The 15,382-nt window shown below is 55.9% G+C and carries 11 protein-coding genes; 3 read left to right on the top strand and 8 right to left on the bottom strand.

What is annotated here, in order from left to right; all coding sequences use genetic code 11:
• Positions 1-15 precede the first annotated feature (15 nt).
• Positions 16-2,082, top strand: coding sequence for an alpha-1,4-glucan--maltose-1-phosphate maltosyltransferase (locus tag CLV58_RS23020; protein WP_106140193.1), 2,067 nt, complete (start codon positions 16-18; stop codon positions 2,080-2,082).
• Positions 2,083-2,171: 89 nt separating this feature from the next.
• Here the strand turns inward: CLV58_RS23020 and CLV58_RS23015 are convergent, their stop codons facing one another.
• Entirely contained in the window at positions 2,172-3,407 is a 1,236-nt protein-coding gene (locus tag CLV58_RS23015; RefSeq protein WP_106140192.1) for a M16 family metallopeptidase, read from the bottom strand.
• Between the two features lie 30 nt (positions 3,408-3,437).
• Here CLV58_RS23015 and CLV58_RS23010 point away from each other — a divergent pair, with 30 nt between their 5' ends.
• Complete coding sequence (locus tag CLV58_RS23010; RefSeq protein WP_106140191.1) at positions 3,438-4,475, top strand: glycosyltransferase family 9 protein; 1,038 nt, start codon at positions 3,438-3,440, stop codon at positions 4,473-4,475.
• A 5-nt stretch (positions 4,476-4,480) separates the two neighbouring features.
• Here CLV58_RS23010 and CLV58_RS23005 read toward each other — a convergent pair whose 3' ends face one another.
• From CLV58_RS23005 to CLV58_RS22990, 4 genes are all read right to left on the bottom strand, one after another.
• The gene (locus tag CLV58_RS23005; RefSeq protein ID WP_106140190.1) at positions 4,481-5,470 is read right to left on the bottom strand and encodes an NAD-dependent epimerase/dehydratase family protein; all 990 of its coding nucleotides are present in this window, start codon (positions 5,468-5,470) and stop codon (positions 4,481-4,483) included.
• Between the two features lie 355 nt (positions 5,471-5,825).
• Positions 5,826-6,599 carry a DUF4397 domain-containing protein gene (locus tag CLV58_RS23000; RefSeq protein WP_245882427.1) on the bottom strand — a complete coding sequence of 258 codons (774 nt, stop codon included), beginning with the start codon at positions 6,597-6,599 and terminating at the stop codon, positions 5,826-5,828.
• A gap of 123 nt (positions 6,600-6,722) precedes the next feature.
• Positions 6,723-8,252, bottom strand: a complete 1,530-nt coding sequence (locus CLV58_RS22995; RefSeq protein ID WP_106140188.1) for a SusD/RagB family nutrient-binding outer membrane lipoprotein — start codon at positions 8,250-8,252, stop codon at positions 6,723-6,725.
• A 74-nt stretch (positions 8,253-8,326) separates the two neighbouring features.
• On the bottom strand, positions 8,327-11,419 hold the full coding sequence (locus tag CLV58_RS22990) for a SusC/RagA family TonB-linked outer membrane protein (RefSeq protein WP_106140187.1): 3,093 nt from the start codon (positions 11,417-11,419) through the stop codon (positions 8,327-8,329).
• A gap of 343 nt (positions 11,420-11,762) precedes the next feature.
• Here CLV58_RS22990 and CLV58_RS22985 point away from each other — a divergent pair, with 343 nt between their 5' ends.
• Positions 11,763-12,905, top strand: coding sequence for a pyridoxal phosphate-dependent aminotransferase (locus CLV58_RS22985; protein ID WP_106140186.1), 1,143 nt, complete (start codon positions 11,763-11,765; stop codon positions 12,903-12,905).
• A gap of 284 nt (positions 12,906-13,189) precedes the next feature.
• Here CLV58_RS22985 and CLV58_RS22980 read toward each other — a convergent pair whose 3' ends face one another.
• The 3 genes from CLV58_RS22980 to CLV58_RS29245 all read right to left on the bottom strand — a co-directional run bounded on the left by CLV58_RS22980 (position 13,190) and on the right by CLV58_RS29245 (position 15,370).
• Positions 13,190-14,371, bottom strand: coding sequence for a right-handed parallel beta-helix repeat-containing protein (locus tag CLV58_RS22980; RefSeq protein ID WP_146141515.1), 1,182 nt, complete (start codon positions 14,369-14,371; stop codon positions 13,190-13,192).
• Positions 14,372-14,520: 149 nt separating this feature from the next.
• Positions 14,521-15,066: a PD-(D/E)XK nuclease family transposase gene (locus tag CLV58_RS29250; protein WP_425443552.1), complete on the bottom strand. Its 546-nt coding sequence runs from the start codon at positions 15,064-15,066 to the stop codon at positions 14,521-14,523.
• On the bottom strand, positions 15,059-15,370 hold the full coding sequence (locus tag CLV58_RS29245) for a PD-(D/E)XK nuclease family transposase (protein ID WP_425443551.1): 312 nt from the start codon (positions 15,368-15,370) through the stop codon (positions 15,059-15,061). Before CLV58_RS29245 ends, CLV58_RS29250 begins: the two co-directional genes overlap by 8 nt.
• Between the last annotated feature and the right edge of the window lie 12 nt (positions 15,371-15,382).

The raw sequence follows: 15,382 nt of genomic DNA, 5'->3' as shown, positions 1-15,382 counted from the left end.
CAGTGTTACAAACCTATGATCGATACGAAGAAGCAAGTCACTTTTCCGGCGACGGGGCAAACCCGCGTCGTGATCGAACACGTATCGCCCGAACTCGATGGCGGGCGCTTTCCCATCAAAGCCATTCCCGGTGATGTCATTGCGGTTGAGGCCGATATCTTCGCCGATGGTCACGACTACCTGGCGGCCCGGCTGCTGTATAAGCATGTCAATGATGCCGACTGGACCGAGATGAACATGGCCCTGCTGGGCAATGATCGCTGGGGCGCTTCGTTTGTGGTCGACAAGATTGGCCGGTATCAGTACACCATCGAAGGGTGGGTCGATCATCTGGCATCGTGGCAGCACGAAATCCACCTGAAAATAGCTGATGGTCAACGCGTCATTAGCGAATTGCTGGCCGGTGCGCAGTACGTCGATGGCATGCTACGGCGGGCGGGTGGCCCGGCCGAACCGACGCCTAAAAAGGGTAAGACGAAAGCAAAAGCCGCAGCCGTACCGGCTGAAGAGTCGACCGACGTAACGGCGTTGCGTGCGATGGCTGCGCTGTTTCGGGCGGGAGCGGAGAGTGCCGCCGATAGCCCGTACGACGAAGCGATCTCAGTCGCGGAAAGCGAACAGTTTACGTTTTACGCCAACCGCTATCCCGAACGGCAGCACCCGTCGCGCTATCCGGCGCTGGGCGTCGAGGTCGATCGGGCGCGGGCTGGTTTCAGCACCTGGTATTGCTTATTTCCCCGGTCGACAGCCCGCGAAGAAGGTAAGCACGGTACGTTCCGCGACGTTGAAAAACTGCTGCCCCGCATCTCGGAAATGGGTTTCGATGTGCTGTATCTGCCGCCCATTCATCCAATCGGTATGGCGCACCGGAAGGGTAAAAACAACTCGGTCGTCTGTCAGCCGGGTGATCCGGGGGTGCCCTACGGCATCGGCTCGGCGGAGGGTGGTCACGACGCGATTCACGCCGAACTCGGTACCGTCGAGGACTTCAAACACCTGATTTCCATTGCGGCCAATTACGGTATGGAGGTGGCGATGGACCTGGCGATTCAATGTTCGCCCGATCATCCGTGGGCCACGGAACATCCCGACTGGTTCAAAAAGCGGCCCGACGGAACGATTCAGTACGCCGAGAATCCGCCGAAGAAATATCAGGATATTTATCCGGTGTATTTCGAAACGGACGACTGGCAGAACCTGTGGAACGAACTGAAACGCGTGCTGCTGGTGTGGGCGGAGTGGGGCGTTCGCATCGTCCGGGTCGACAACCCACATACCAAACCGTTCGGGTTCTGGGAGTGGGTCATTGCCGAGGTCAAGAAGGAGTTTCCCGACATGCTGTTTCTGGCCGAAGCCTTCACCAAGCCAAAGGTGATGCAGCAACTGGCGAAAGGTGGCTTTGCGCATTCGTACACCTACTTCACCTGGCGCAACACCAAAGCAGAACTGGAAGAGTACCTGACCGAGCTGACGCAGGCAAACGGCCAGCCCGACGCGATGGCGTATTACTTCCGCCCGAATTTCTGGCCGACGACCCACGACATCAACCCGTACAGTCTACAGGGCGGCCACGAGCCGCAGTTTCTGATCCGGTTTTTACTGGCGGCCACGCTGTCGAGTAACTACGGGATCTACGGTCCATCGTTTGAGCTGATGGAGCACGTACCGTTCCCGAACAAGGAAGAATACCTGAACTCGGAAAAGTACGAAATCCGATACTGGGACTGGGAGAAGACGAACAAGCTGACGTATCTGATCGGGCTGACCAACCGAATCCGGCACGAAAACGCGGCCCTGCAAACGACCAATAACCTGACGTTCTGCCCGGTCTCCGACGACGCGATTATGGCCTACGTAAAGGTCAGCAATGACAACAAATTGCTGATCGTAATCAACACGGACGCGTATAACCGCCGGGCCGCTACTGTGCAGGTTCCGCTCTGGCAACTCGGTCTGTACCCGGATCAGCCGTATACCGTCCACGACCTGCTAACGGGGGCCTACTACACCTGGCAGGGCGAATACAACTACGTCGAGCTGGACCCGTACGTCCTGCCGATGCACCTATTCAGGATTGAATGATAGATTGATGGAATGATTGAATGGGCCATCCGGCAGACTATCATTGCGGTAGCCCATTCAATCATTCCATCAATCTATCATTCAGTCAGTCACTTCTCCGGCACGAACGTCAGGGAACTGAACTGATCTTCCTGGAAGGCTTCCTGGGCGAGGTCCTGAAGCTGCGTGGCGGTGATGGCGTTTATATCGGCGTTGATGTCGCCTAGGGCTTCGACCCGGTCGATGTCGAGCAGGCTCTTCGCCATCATCAGCATAAAACTATTATTGCTTTCCTCTGCCATCGCCAGCTGCCCGATCAGCTGCTCTTTGGTCTGATGCAGTTGCAGCGTCGTCAGCGGCTGTTCCCGCAGTCGGCGCAGTTCCTGACTAATCAGGCGGTTAGCTTTATCGACTTTCTTGGGGTCGGTACCGAAGTAGATACCCAGAAAGCCCGTGTCGAGGTAAGGCGTGTAGCTGGCGTCGATGGAGTAGACAAGCCCGTACTTCTCGCGTAGATTCAGATTCAGCCGCGAGTTCATACCGGGACCGCCGAGCAGGTTGACCAGCATAAAGAAGGGTAATCGGCGTGGATCGGTCAGGCCGTAGGCGGGCCGCCCGAGCGCGCACTGTGCCTGCGTGATGGGCCTTTCGACGCGCGTTTGTTTCGGTACGTACCCAGTAGGCTGCTGTCGTTGCCGGCTGGTTTGCTGGGTCGGTACGTCGCGCAGATACTTTTCCACGATCTTCACCACCTGTTTGAACGGCAGGTTACTCACCGACGCGAATACGATCCGGCTGGTGTCGTAGTTCTCGGCGATAAAGCGTTGCAGATCTTCGCGGGTGAACGAACTGACCGTCTCGGTGGTGCCGAGAATGTTGCCGCCCAACGCGTGACTGGGAAAGACCAACTCGTCGAAATCGTCCTGAATGGCGTCTTCGGGTGAGTCGTAATACATCGCCATTTCTTCCAGAATTACCCCGCGCTCCCGCTCGATCTGCTTCTCGGGGAATACCGAGTGAAAGGTGATGTCGGCGAGCAGTTCGGTGGCTTTCTCGAAGTGCGCCCCCAGTACCGACGCATGAAAACACACTTTTTCTTTTGTCGTATATGCATTTAACTCACCACCAACCGTTTCGAGTCGGGTAATGATGTGGTATGATTTTCGTTTCTCCGTACCTTTGAAGGCCATATGCTCCCAGAAATGGGCAAGTCCCTGCTGGTGCGGCTGTTCATCGCGGCTACCGATATCGAGCATGATACCGCAATGCGCAATCTGGGTATGAGGTATCTGCCGATGCGCGATGCGAATCCCGTTCGGCAGGGTAACAACTTCGTAATCTTCCATTCGTAGTCGACTGACGCGCGTGGCGTACTGATGATAACCGTAACGAATCCACCCCGGTTCCTAATTAGTCAAACAGCCTTCATCGGCGATGTTATTCTGGCCACGGCGCTGCTCGAAGAGCTGCACGAGCGGCTGCCCAATGCCCGCATCGACATGCTGGTCAGGCGGGGAAACGAGGGCTTGCTGGCCAACCACCCCCTGCTGAACGAGGTGCTGGTGTGGGATAAGAAAGGTAAGGGTGGTCTGCTGGGCAAATACGGTACGCTGCTCGACCTGCTCAAGCTGCTGCGTGAGCGGCAGTATGACGTCATCCTCAACCTGCAACGCTTCGGCACAACGGGGCTGCTGACCGCCCTCGCCAACGCCCGGATCAGCATTGGCTTTGCAAAAAATCCTTTTTCGCGCTGGTTTACCTACGCAGTCGACCATCGGATCGAACCCGGTATTCACGAGGTCGACCGAAATGCCGGCCTGCTCGAACCACTGGAATTACCAAACTGGCGCGCCCGCCGGACACGGCCCCGGCTGTATCCATCGGCCGACGATTATGCCGCCGTAAAGCCCTATCAGACTGGTGGGTATCGCTGCATCGCGCCGACCTCCGTCTGGTTCACCAAGCAATACCCGCTGGCGCTGTGGGCTGAGGTGATTCAACAACTGCCCGGCGACGAAACGGTGTATCTGTTGGGCGCACCGTCCGACGCAGCCATCTGTGACAGCCTGATTCGGATGGTGCCGGGTCGTACGGTGATCAATCTGGCCGGGAAATTAAGCTTACTCGCATCGGCAGCACTGATGCAGGGTGCCCGGATGAACTACGTCAACGACTCGGCTCCGCTGCACTTATGCTCGTCGACGAACGCGCCGACAACGGCCGTCTTTTGTTCTACCGTACCGGAATTTGGCTTCGGCCCCCTCGCCGACGTGTCGCGCGTGGTACAGACTCCGCACCCGCTCGACTGTCGTCCCTGTAACCTGCATGGCCGGGCCAAATGCCCGCTGGGCCACTTTCTCTGCGCCAATTCAATCGCTGCGGGCGACGTTGCTGGGCAGCAGGAAGGTGCCTGAAGGGCTCAGTCCAGGTAGCCGTTATCCTTGAACCAGTGGAACGCTTCCGTAAGGGCGATGTGGACAGGGGTCTGCGGCATCGCCAGGGTGTTCACCGCTTTGGCTGCCGAAAAGTAGTGTTCGTCGTTCGCCATGGCGATCAGTGTAGAATTGTAGTCGCCGGGTTGCTCGGAGAACGCATTGCGCCAGTCACCCAGTAAACCCATCAGGGAGGCCAGTTGGGCCGGTAGTCGGCGGCTGGGGGCACGGATCTGCATGATCTGCGCCATCATGTCGAACAACTGGCGGAAGCTCAGATTCTCGTTACCCAGAATGTACGACTCGTACAGGTCACCCATCGTCAGCGCGTTAACTGTCGCCGTGGCTACGTCGGCCACGTGGACGTAATTGCGTCCGCCCGCCGGGGTGGCAAAGATGCGTTTGTGATACATGTACGTCAGCAGCATGTGCGCCGTATTTTTGTAATCACAAGGCCCCACGGCAACCGTCGGATGTACCATGATAGCCGGTAAATGATCGGTCTGAACCGCCCTGAGGACCATGTCGGTAGCTGCCAGCTTACTGTCGATGTAGTCGAGGCCGTATAATTTGTCGCGGATAGGCTGTTGTTCAGTACCGGGCTGTTGCGCATCGCCACAAGCAAATACGTCGGCCGTTCCGACGTAAATGTAGCGCCGAACACCAGCCCGGCTAGCGGCTGATAACGTTGTGGCCGTTCCCTGTACGTTGGAGAGCCGCACCGACAGGTTACGGGCCGGATTGGCCGCCGTCGCCGACCCCGCGTGAATAATGTAATCACAGCCGTAGACCGACGCTCGTACGTTGTCGGCATCGAGTAAGTCGCCAACCCAGACATCGACGGGCAGGCCGGCCAGCGCCTGTAAATTAGACGTTGGTCGAACGAAGGCCCTGACGCCATACCCCCGCCGAACCAGTTCTCGACAAAGGTATCCACCTAAAAAACCGTTGGCTCCCGTCACCAATACTGTATTCATCGTGTATGGGTTAAGTGCACTGCTGATTGCCCGGTGTCAGCAACACGGTCGGACGCCTAACGACAGCCTTAGCTGTCAGCAGCGATCAGTACAGGTCAGCCGGTTCAGACGGATCGGTCGTATGTGGACCAAACAGCGTTGCGGCTGCCTATAGCGTTGTATAGACGGTTCTCCGGTTTAGCGGTCACGGCTGCCGTGATTTGTTACAGGCGGTATAGGTAAAGGCTGTTACTGATACCTAAGGTACGAACGGTAGGAATTGTTTGGGTCGTGGGTAGAATAAACTTGGTTGAAAAATAAGTTGCCTCTACGTTGGTAGAGGCAACTTGCGTGAACGATAAAAAAGAGGTCGGATCTATCGATTTACATAGACGTTTATGCGGGGAGCCTGCGTTCCGGTACGGCCAACAACTCCCTGCGCAATGATCGTAATGACCCGTCCGGCCGTACTACCGGTGAAGGTCACGCCGGTTCCCCCACTAGTGGTCGTTCCGGTCGACCGAAAGACAAATGACGCATTATTGCTGAGATCGACGCCGACGAATGGCGAAGCACTCTGGTAAGCGACGTTTGCCGTAATGATTGCGCCGGATGCCAGGGCCAGATCGTAGGCGGGTGCGTTGGGGATGAGGTTGATGAAGCGCACGTAGAACAGGGCCGGATCAGTTGCCGTGTTGAAATCATCGGGAATGAGCTTTATCTGCGGCTGAGTACCGGTGCCCAGTACGAGTAGCGAATAGTAGTTACCGTCGGTCAGGGAAAGGGTTTGCGTAGCGACGGTGGTCGCACTGCCTGCGGTTGTAGCAGCCGGGCTGCTCAGGGTGATTGGTACCTGCCCCGACGAAATAACGGCGTAACTGGCCGTTGAACCGGGAAAGGTATTGCCAAAGGTAATGGCCGTGGGCGTGCCGGTACCAGCGCTGATACTACTGGCTCCCGTCGGTAATCCCGCACTGATCTTCTGCCCATTAACGTATAGGTCGACGGAAGCGGCTTCGGGAGCGGCATGAACGAGTTTGATCCGCGCCCCCGTCTGTACTGGCGTCGACGGAATGAGCAGCGTTTCGCGCTGGCACGACCAGCCCAGCCCGATCGCCAGCAACGCTATAAGGTATGTGTAGGTACGCATTGAAATTTGATTTATGGTTTACAGTCTACGGTATTCGGTTTACGGTTTTGCGGCCAGTCCTGTGTCACTTACTGGTGATAGACTGAAAACTGTAAACCGAATACCGTAGCCCGAACGCCGGATTTATGGCTGGCTGAACCAGACGGGTTTGGTGTGATAATCGAGTTCGAGACCGCCGATTTTTGCGAGGGCATCGATGTTCCAGACGTATTCGGAGTTATAGCGGGGCCGCAGCCGTTGCGCCGGCTTGCCGTTATTCACCGTCGCGAAGGTCTGCGGAAGCTGAAAGCCGGTGAATATCTCCGCGCTATAGTTGTACCGGCGCAGGTCGGACCACTGTTCCAGAAAACCCCAGCCCCACTGCGCAATGTATTTCTGCAACATGATCTGGTTGAGCGTCAGCGAACCGGCCGCCGGGAGGACGACGGCATTGGCCAGGTAAGTAGCTTGGTCGGCGGTCGATACGCCCGCGTATGTCAGGTGCGCGCTGATGCCGTTGCGGTAGGCGGCTAGCGCCGTAGCTTTGTCACCTTTGAAGAAGGCCGCTTCGGCCTTGATGAACTGAAGCTGCGAATAGGTCATCATCGGGAACGGTCCTTTGTCGGTAAAGACGTATTTACCCGTCGTACCGGCCGCTGGAATACTGTTAAGGGGTGTTGCCCACGGACTCAGCACCCGCGCGGTGGCCGGAATACTCGCTGCGGTCGATTGGCCACCGCCGGGAACCAGACCCCGGTACACGCCGTCGCCACTCGCTACCAGCAGCTGCGATAACCGAGGATCTTTTACGTTCGTAAATATCCGGCCGTCGAGCAGTCGCAGCATGAAATCGCTCTGCCCGTATACCTGGAGGTTCTGACGCGTAGGCCCAAAGAAGCTGGCGTCGGCAGTGCTGTTACCATTGAACGGCATCAGCGCATTGTCGGCATTGCTGGTGAAGGCGCTGTCGACATAAGCGATGACCTTGTTCGGGTCATACCCGCTTTTGGGCGACAGGTGGTGCGCGTTGATCGCCAGCAGGCCGTAGGCAAAACGCTTCCATTTGAGCCGGTCACCCGCGTACATAATGTCGCCACGGGCCAGCTGTGTCTGTGACACCCGGCCGTCGGCGCGGTTGAGATAGGGAATCGCTTCGTTCAGCAGCCGTACCACTTCGGCGTAGGCTGCCTGTTGCGTATCGTAGTTGAACTGGTTTTTCTGCGGGTCCTGATCGAACGCTTCCGACAGAATGATTTCACCGTGTATATCGGTCAGCATCTGCCAGCCCCATGCTTTCATCACCAGCCCGACGCCCAGGTAGTCCCATTTCTGGTTGGCGCGGGCGTCGTCGATCAGATTGATCAAATTGCGACCCGCCTTGAAATAGACGTTGCGCCAGAGTTCACCGCCTACGTCGGATGCAGAGGCATAGCCGTGCAGATCCCAGGTGTCGCCGGCCAGATACGATTGCCAGTTCTGTACGTACCGGCCGATAACCCGCGCGTCGACCTGCACCCCCAGGGCGTAGTTGACTTCGATAGGTGCCAGCAGCAGGGCCGCTTCGACCTGATCGGGGTTGTTGGGGTTTTTGTTAATGTCGAGGTATTTGTCGCAGCTACTCAGCGCCAGCAGCAGCCCGCTGAGCAGGAAGAGACATAGGAAGTTTCGTTTCATAGTAAGGTTTTCGGTATTCAGTTTTCGGTTTACGGTGGGTTTTCCCGGAGGCACCGTGAACTGAAAACCATAAACTATAAACTGACATTTAGGCCCACGTTCAGCGTGCGGGGGAGGGGGAGGTTCCCGTAGTCGATACCGAAACCACCTGATCCGCCCGTTACGGCATTGCTGGCGTTCACGCCCGGATCACCACCCGAATAGTTGGTCAGCAGAAAGAGATCGGTGCCGGTGAAGAAAACACTCGCCGTCTTGAACACCCGTGACCGGTTGAGCAGCGACGCGGGCAGGTTATAGCGCAGCGTAATGTCTTTCAACCGCACCCAACTGATGTTCCGCTCGATGAAATTCTCGTCGGCCAGGGCAGACGTGTAATAGGTACTGTTGTAGTAGGGTACGACCTGAATGGTATTCGGCGTTGGCGTAGCCGTGTTTTCCAGCCCGTCTTTCAGAACGCCGTCGAAGGTGCGGGGTGTTTGCCGGTCGAGTGTGTTGCGGCTCAGGCCCTGCCGGTACAGAAACGATTCCGTCGCGTTGTAGACGTCGCCACCTTTCCGGATGTCGAACAGGAAGCTAAGCGTCAGGTTGTTTTTAACCGTAAACGAGTTCAAGAAGCCCATCTGGAAGTCCGGGTTGCGGTTGCCCACCACTTTCCACGACGTTTCCACGTAGGGCAACCCCGTTTGCGGGTTGATCAGGATCGCGCCGTTGCTGTTGCGCACGTAGGTATCGCCGGTCAGCGTTGTTAGTGGGCTGTTCACACGGGCACCGTTCCGCACGTTGCGGTACACCCAGGTATCGGAGTTGTAGTATTCCGACAGGCCGCTAGGCAGACTCAGCAGCCGGCTGTTGGTTTTGGTGAAGTTAACCGTCGTGTTCCAGCTGAACAGCCCCGTCCGGACCGGCTCGGCGTTAAGCGAGAGTTCGACACCATCGTTCCAGAGGTCGCCGGTGTTGATCGTTTTCAGGATAAAGCCCGTTCCGTAGCTGATCCGCAGGTTCTGAATGATCTGGTTCGTGCTCTTGGTGCGGTAATACGCTGCGTCGAGACCCAGCCGGCCGTTAAAGAACTTCAACTCCACCCCCGTTTCGAACGAATTGACTTTCTCTGGGACCAGGAAGGGGTTGGGAGCTGTGAATCCATAGCTGAATCCGCCACCCGTGGTCGTCTGGTTTTCGTAGGCCTGCGAGGTCGCATAGACGGGAGCTTCCTTACCGACCTGCGCCATCGAGATGCGGAACTTACCGTAGCTGAGTGCGTTCCGGAAGCGCCCCTGCGGCACCAGCTCGGTAAAGACAAAGCTGGCCGATGCCGACGGGTAGAAAAACGACCGGCTTTCGGTAGGGAAGGTGCTGCTCCAGTCGTTACGGCCCGTCACGGTCAGGAACAACAGGTCGTTGTAGCCCAGCGTAACGTCGCCGAAGACGCCGAAGAGTCGCCGTTGCTGTAGGACCGACAAGGTTTTCTGCGTCAGTGGGTCGGTGTTGTTGATGCTGGTGAAATTCGGGTCGAGGAATTTTTCCCCGCGCGCCGACAGGGCGTTGTACGTATAGTCGTAAAGCGCCTGCCCCACCCGGAACGAGGTGCTTAGTTTGTTGAACTGCTTTTTGGCCGTGGCAAAATACTGTACCGTCAGCGTCCGGTTATTGTCAGTCGATTGGTCGAGTGAACCGCCGATGGTACCGCCCGACCGGTTCGATTCGGGATGGTATTTAATCAGGTACTGCGTCGAATAAACGTCGAGTCCGACGCGGCCACTGAAACTCAGCCAATCGGTAGCTGTATAACTCAGGCCAATATTGGTAATGGCCCGATCGCCCTTGTCACGCAACTCATTTTTGTTGACGTCGAAATAAGGGTTCTCGATTTCGGCATTACCGGTAATCAACCGGCGCGTTCCGTCGGGGTTGAGGTAGTCGCTCATGTCGGAAGACTGCGGCCACAACAGCATACCGAGCAGGAAACTGTTGCTCCCCTTCGACACTTTCGTATTGGCGGTGTTGATGTACTGAAGTGTAGCTTCCGCGCTTAGTTTATCGCTGATTTTAGCCGTTCCGGCCAGGGTCAGGTTCAGGCGGTTATAGCGCGTCGTCGGAATGACCCCGCCCGAACTGGTGTAGCCGCCCGACAGTCGGAACGTATACCGATCGGTACCCCCGTCGAACGACAGGTTGTGCCGCTGCCCCATGCCCGTTTGCAGGAAGCCGTTGACGTTGTCGTAAAGCTGGGTGCCTTCGGCGTAAGCGGGACCGAAATAGTTGAAGGTGTTGTTCTGCGATACACCGTTGCTGCCCTGACTATATAGCTGCTGTACCTGAGGCAACCGGCTCCGGTTGATACTTTGCCAGGTAAAGCTGTTGGTGTACGATATCGTTCCTTTACCGTTTCGGCCTTTCTTGGTCGTAATGACCACCGCACCGTTGGCCGCTTCCACGCCGTAGAGGGCAGCCGCTTCCGGTCCTTTCAGAATGGTAATGTTCTCGATATCATTCGGGTTGATGTCCTGCGCCCGGTTGCTGAAATCGACGGTTCGGTTCTCAAACGATGTGCTTGAATTCTTTGAGGCCACAAAGCTGCTGCTTTCTGCCGTACGGTTGCTGATCGGCATCCCGTCGATCACGAAAAGCGGCTGGTTGTTGCCGCTAAGCGAGTTGATGCCCCGGATAATTACCTGCGACGACGAACCCGGTAACCCACTCGTGGTGGCGACCTGTACGCCGGCGACCCGCCCCTGTAGCGCGTTCAGGAAATTGTCGCGCTGGGTCTGGGCCAGGTCCTGACCGCCCACTTCCGTAACGGCATAGCCCAGCTGTCGCTTTTCCCGCTTGATGCCGAGCGCGGTGACGACGACTTCGTTGAGGGCGTTGGTTTCCTGCGCGAGACTGATGTTGAGCGCGGTGGCATTTCCTACGGTTACGTCCTGCGATGTGGCACCGATGAAGCTGACTCGCAGCACCTGTCCCCGGTCGGCCTGAATCTGGAACGTACCGTTGACGTCGGTCGTCGTGCCGCGCGACGTACCCAGGACGACGACGCTGGCACCGGGGATGGGATCGTTGTCGCCCTGGGACGTTACCCGGCCGGTGATCGTGCGGTCCTGCGCCCAGGCATCAGGACGCAGAAGCACCAGTAGCAGCAGGAAAAAGCTGCGTACAAATCTGTTCATAAAGAAGAGTCTAGGTTAGAAAATGATTAAAAATAGGGCCAAAAATGTATGTAATCCTACAGAGATGCAAGTGTATCTATTCAGAATAGCCGGAAAAAAATTTGCCTTTCGATCGGGACCGGGGGTAACCCCATGTGTAGCAACTTGGATTAGTCACTATGCTAGTGTATGCTTATTTGTTAAAATAATATTTGGATAAATTGACTGATTGTATAATTAATTGTATTAAAAAAATAGATTGTCGAAATAATTAAAAAGTTGGGTCTAGGTTGGCCAAGCGATCAGAAATGCGCAGTAAATTGCCGTAGATCAACCAAAAATACATCCCAACCCCTGTTCCGCTATGGCATTCAATCGTCGCGACTGGCTCCGTACCAGTTTGTTATCTGGCCTGAGTTTGGCGGCTGCACCCGCTGCTTTCTGTGAACCCGAGGGCGATCCGGCGCTGTGGCTGGAACCCGGTAAGAAAGCGGCCCTGAAAGCCCGCCTGTCGGCTAACGAAAATCCATACGGCCCGTCGCCCAAAGCGTTGAAAGTAATCACGGAAGCGGCTCCCGACGGGTACCTGTACGCGATGGAGTACGCGAAGCAGTTTCGGAAGCTGGTGGCCGACACGGAAGGCGTTCCCGAAGAATGCGTGCTGCTGGGCGCTGGCTCCGGCGAACTGCTGACGGCGGCTTCGCTCTGGGCTGCCTACCGGCCCAATGCCGGCCGGACGATTGTGGCTCCCGACCCGACCTTCGATCAATTGCCCCGCGCGGCTGTTAAACACGGCATCACGATGGACCGGGTACCGCTGGTAGCAGCCGACGGCTACGACATTAACCTGAACAAACTCAATGAGCGGGTCGGCAGTCAGACGGGCATGGTCTACCTGTGTAACCCGAACAATCCTACCGCCATCACTGTCGACCCGGCCAAGCTGCGGGCGTTCTGCGAAGCGGTCGGCTCGAAAACACCGATTCTGGTCGATGAAGCCTACATCGACTACACGCCCGATCCGAAGGCGTATTCCATGGTCGATCTGGTTCGGAAAGGCGCGAACGTGATCGTTACCCGGACATTCTCGAAAGTACATGGCTTTGCCGGTCTGCGGACCGGTTACCTCCTTGCCAAACCCGAACTGGTCGAGCAGATCGGTAAGTTCTCGACGGGCGGCAGTGGGCTTAGCATGACGACCTTGCGGGCGGCTATGGCGAGTTTACAGGATAAAGAATTCATCAAGTACTCGCTGGGTAAGACCAAGGAATCGAAAGACTACCTGTACGGTGTGCTGAAGCAGCATAATTACGAACCGCTGCCGTCGGGTGCCAACTTCGTCATGTTCCCGATCCGAATGAAAGGCGAAGACTTTGTCTCGCGGATGATGGAGCAGGGCGTCAGTATCCGGCAGTGGAAATTTGACGGGCAATACTGGTGCCGTGTCAGTCTAGGTACGATGCCGCAGATGCAGGCTTTCGCCGATGGGCTTAAACTCGTGTCGTAGTACCACGTCCGGTCTTCCCTAACTGACGTGACTTGTATCGGTTTCTATTAGTGTTGGTTACCTGGCTTAATAGGTAAGTTCGTTTACCCCTAAATCCCCTGGAGGGGACTTTGCTCGCTCATGAACAAAGTCCCCTTCAGGGGATTTAGGGGTAGAAAAGGCCTGTAAATAGCATCGCAAGCAAAACCCCTGAAATACTAACTATATACTACACAGACCTAGGAGTTAGGCTGGGCCACCGTGGCGCGGCCTAACTCCTGGATATTAATCAATCAGCTCCCCAATTAATCCGGCTTCATAAAACCGACGCCCGGTGGGACAGTCCCCGATCCCAAAACGTTGTTTTCGTTGATTATCGGGGGAATGCCGTCGGTCAGGTCGAATGGTGTCTGGCTACGAATCACGCAGCTCGTCACATCGTTGCGCTGATCGCGGTTGTAGAAGCGGAAAGCCGTCTTCCGCTCAGTGTCGACCGTACAGTTCGTAAAGGCAATCGTCGCGCCGGGTACTGAACCGGGCCGCGTGTCGACAAACACACCGCAGGCACCCACCCGACTAATCAGATTGTTATGCACGGTCAGCGGTCCCCGATGTCCAACGATAATCAACCCCACGCCCGGCGCGTCGCTGATTTCGTTGTCGGTAAACGAGCCGGACACGCCCCCGCCGATCTGAACGCCATTATCCTGAAACTTGGCGAAGGGCGACAAACCCGTCTGACTGACCTGATTGTGATAGACCTGACTGTTAGGCGCGCAGGCGTACTGAATGCCTTCGCAGCCCGTTCGTTCGGTGCGGTTGTGGTGAATGCTCAGGCCAACGATTTCGTGGGGAAACACGGTGATGGTGCTGGTAATGCCTTCGTTCCAGAATGAATTGCCGATGTACAGACCTTCGCCCCGCGTGTTGTGTACGTAGTTGTGGTGAATCGACACGTTATACATCGTAAAATGCCCCCGCCAGGTGCTGGAATCGTTGACGGCCGGATCGGTCTTCGCCATGATACCGGCAAACCCCGCCGTATCAATTTCAATGTGATGGACGTCGACGTCTGAACTCTTCCCGCCAATCGCCAGCGCGCTGACACCGGGGGCCGGCGCGGAGATGCGAAAGCCGTAATCCGTCTGCGCATCACCCTGCCCATTCAGCACCACGTAGCGCGAGGCTGCGAAAGTGACATTGCTGAGCTGCGCCACCGGCGAATGGACCCGGACAAGTCCGCCGTAGTTAACGAAAACAATAGGCTTACTGGCGCTGCCGATAAAGTTCCGGAACCGGAAGTATGTGTATTCCCCCGCCTGTACACCCACGGTGTCGCCCGGTGATACGCCCATTGCTTTGCCGTCGTACACACCGGGTTTGGTGATGAGAAAGCGTGGTGGTGGCCCGGCTGGTTTGGGCAACTCGCTGCTTATCCGGCACATGACAAGCAGACTGGCGATGGCTACAATAAGGACCTGTTTCAAAGGCGGGTTGACAAGACGGCGACTACACCCACAAGGGCTGATGGTGAACGAGTCAGCTTATTTCACTACGTTGCTTCAACCTGTATACCCTTGCTTGGTTGGGCTGTAAACTTTTCTTCGGGACATGCTTCCAGTCACCGAGAAGCTGTCTACTTTATGCTTATTACCATGTTTTTTGCACTGCTAATACTTACACTATTGATTCGAGCAATCAAATCAATTGGTAAGCCCTCTTGTAAGGCATTTTGGATGGCAGATATTTTTACCTCTTCAATCCGTTTCTTCTCGGCCTTGACCGCTTCAGCATTGGCCGCTGTCACACGAGCGAAATAAGCCCTCTCCTCCGGAGTCATTTTTCGCGTGTCCAACTCGTCAATGGCTCGCTTGAGCCATTCCTCGTTCCAGAAAGCCGGATACTGAGTGGGTTCGGTTGTGTGGAGCGTTTTCATCGTGTATACCAGCTTTTCTAAATCGGTCTCTATTTCAACTACTTGCTTGTTAAATTTAGCTAATTCTACGGTAATAAACGTCATCTGAGTATCAATGATTTCACCTTGTTCGCTCCTCAAGTTGGCAACCGTATGAAAATGAGCCGTTGGTAGAATGTTCTTCGCTAAAATGGCAATTGCGTAAATTCTAGGCAGGTTGGCATAATCAAACTCACCCCGCTCCACCACCGTGTTGAACTTATGCAAGGCGTAAAAACGGTCCGCCGTCGCGGTTCATGCGCTGCACAAAATGCGGAGCTAAGCCCAACTGCATTTCCACGATGAACTGACTACCGTTTTCATCCGTACAGGCTAAATCAAAAATACCACTCCGACTGTCGATGGTCAGTGCTTCAAACACATTCTTATCGAAACGGACTTCCTGAATGGGCGTCTCAGATTTGATTAGTGCCTGCAACGCCGTACGAAGGAATAAGCTGTCGGCTTCATTCCCAAAGGTGGCTTTAAAGCCGTAATCCGAAACAATGGGAATGTAAATACCTGTGTCCATCCACCAAAACTA

Source organism: Spirosoma oryzae (assembly GCF_003002825.1).
GTDB lineage: Bacteria > Bacteroidota > Bacteroidia > Cytophagales > Spirosomataceae > Spirosoma > Spirosoma oryzae.
This window is presented reverse-complemented; position numbering and strand designations above follow the sequence as displayed.

Coding starts and splice junctions, on each gene's coding strand:
- CLV58_RS23000 (WP_245882427.1), bottom strand. CDS start 6,599: ATGCGTACCTACACATACCTTATAGCGTTGCTGGCGATCGGGCTGGGC.
- CLV58_RS23010 (WP_106140191.1), top strand. CDS start 3,438: ATGATAACCGTAACGAATCCACCCCGGTTCCTAATTAGTCAAACAGCC.
- CLV58_RS23005 (WP_106140190.1), bottom strand. CDS start 5,470: ATGAATACAGTATTGGTGACGGGAGCCAACGGTTTTTTAGGTGGATAC.
- CLV58_RS22985 (WP_106140186.1), top strand. CDS start 11,763: ATGGCATTCAATCGTCGCGACTGGCTCCGTACCAGTTTGTTATCTGGC.
- CLV58_RS22990 (WP_106140187.1), bottom strand. CDS start 11,419: ATGAACAGATTTGTACGCAGCTTTTTCCTGCTGCTACTGGTGCTTCTG.
- CLV58_RS23020 (WP_106140193.1), top strand. CDS start 16: ATGATCGATACGAAGAAGCAAGTCACTTTTCCGGCGACGGGGCAAACC.
- CLV58_RS29245 (WP_425443551.1), bottom strand. CDS start 15,370: ATGGACACAGGTATTTACATTCCCATTGTTTCGGATTACGGCTTTAAA.
- CLV58_RS22995 (WP_106140188.1), bottom strand. CDS start 8,252: ATGAAACGAAACTTCCTATGTCTCTTCCTGCTCAGCGGGCTGCTGCTG.
- CLV58_RS23015 (WP_106140192.1), bottom strand. CDS start 3,407: ATGGAAGATTACGAAGTTGTTACCCTGCCGAACGGGATTCGCATCGCG.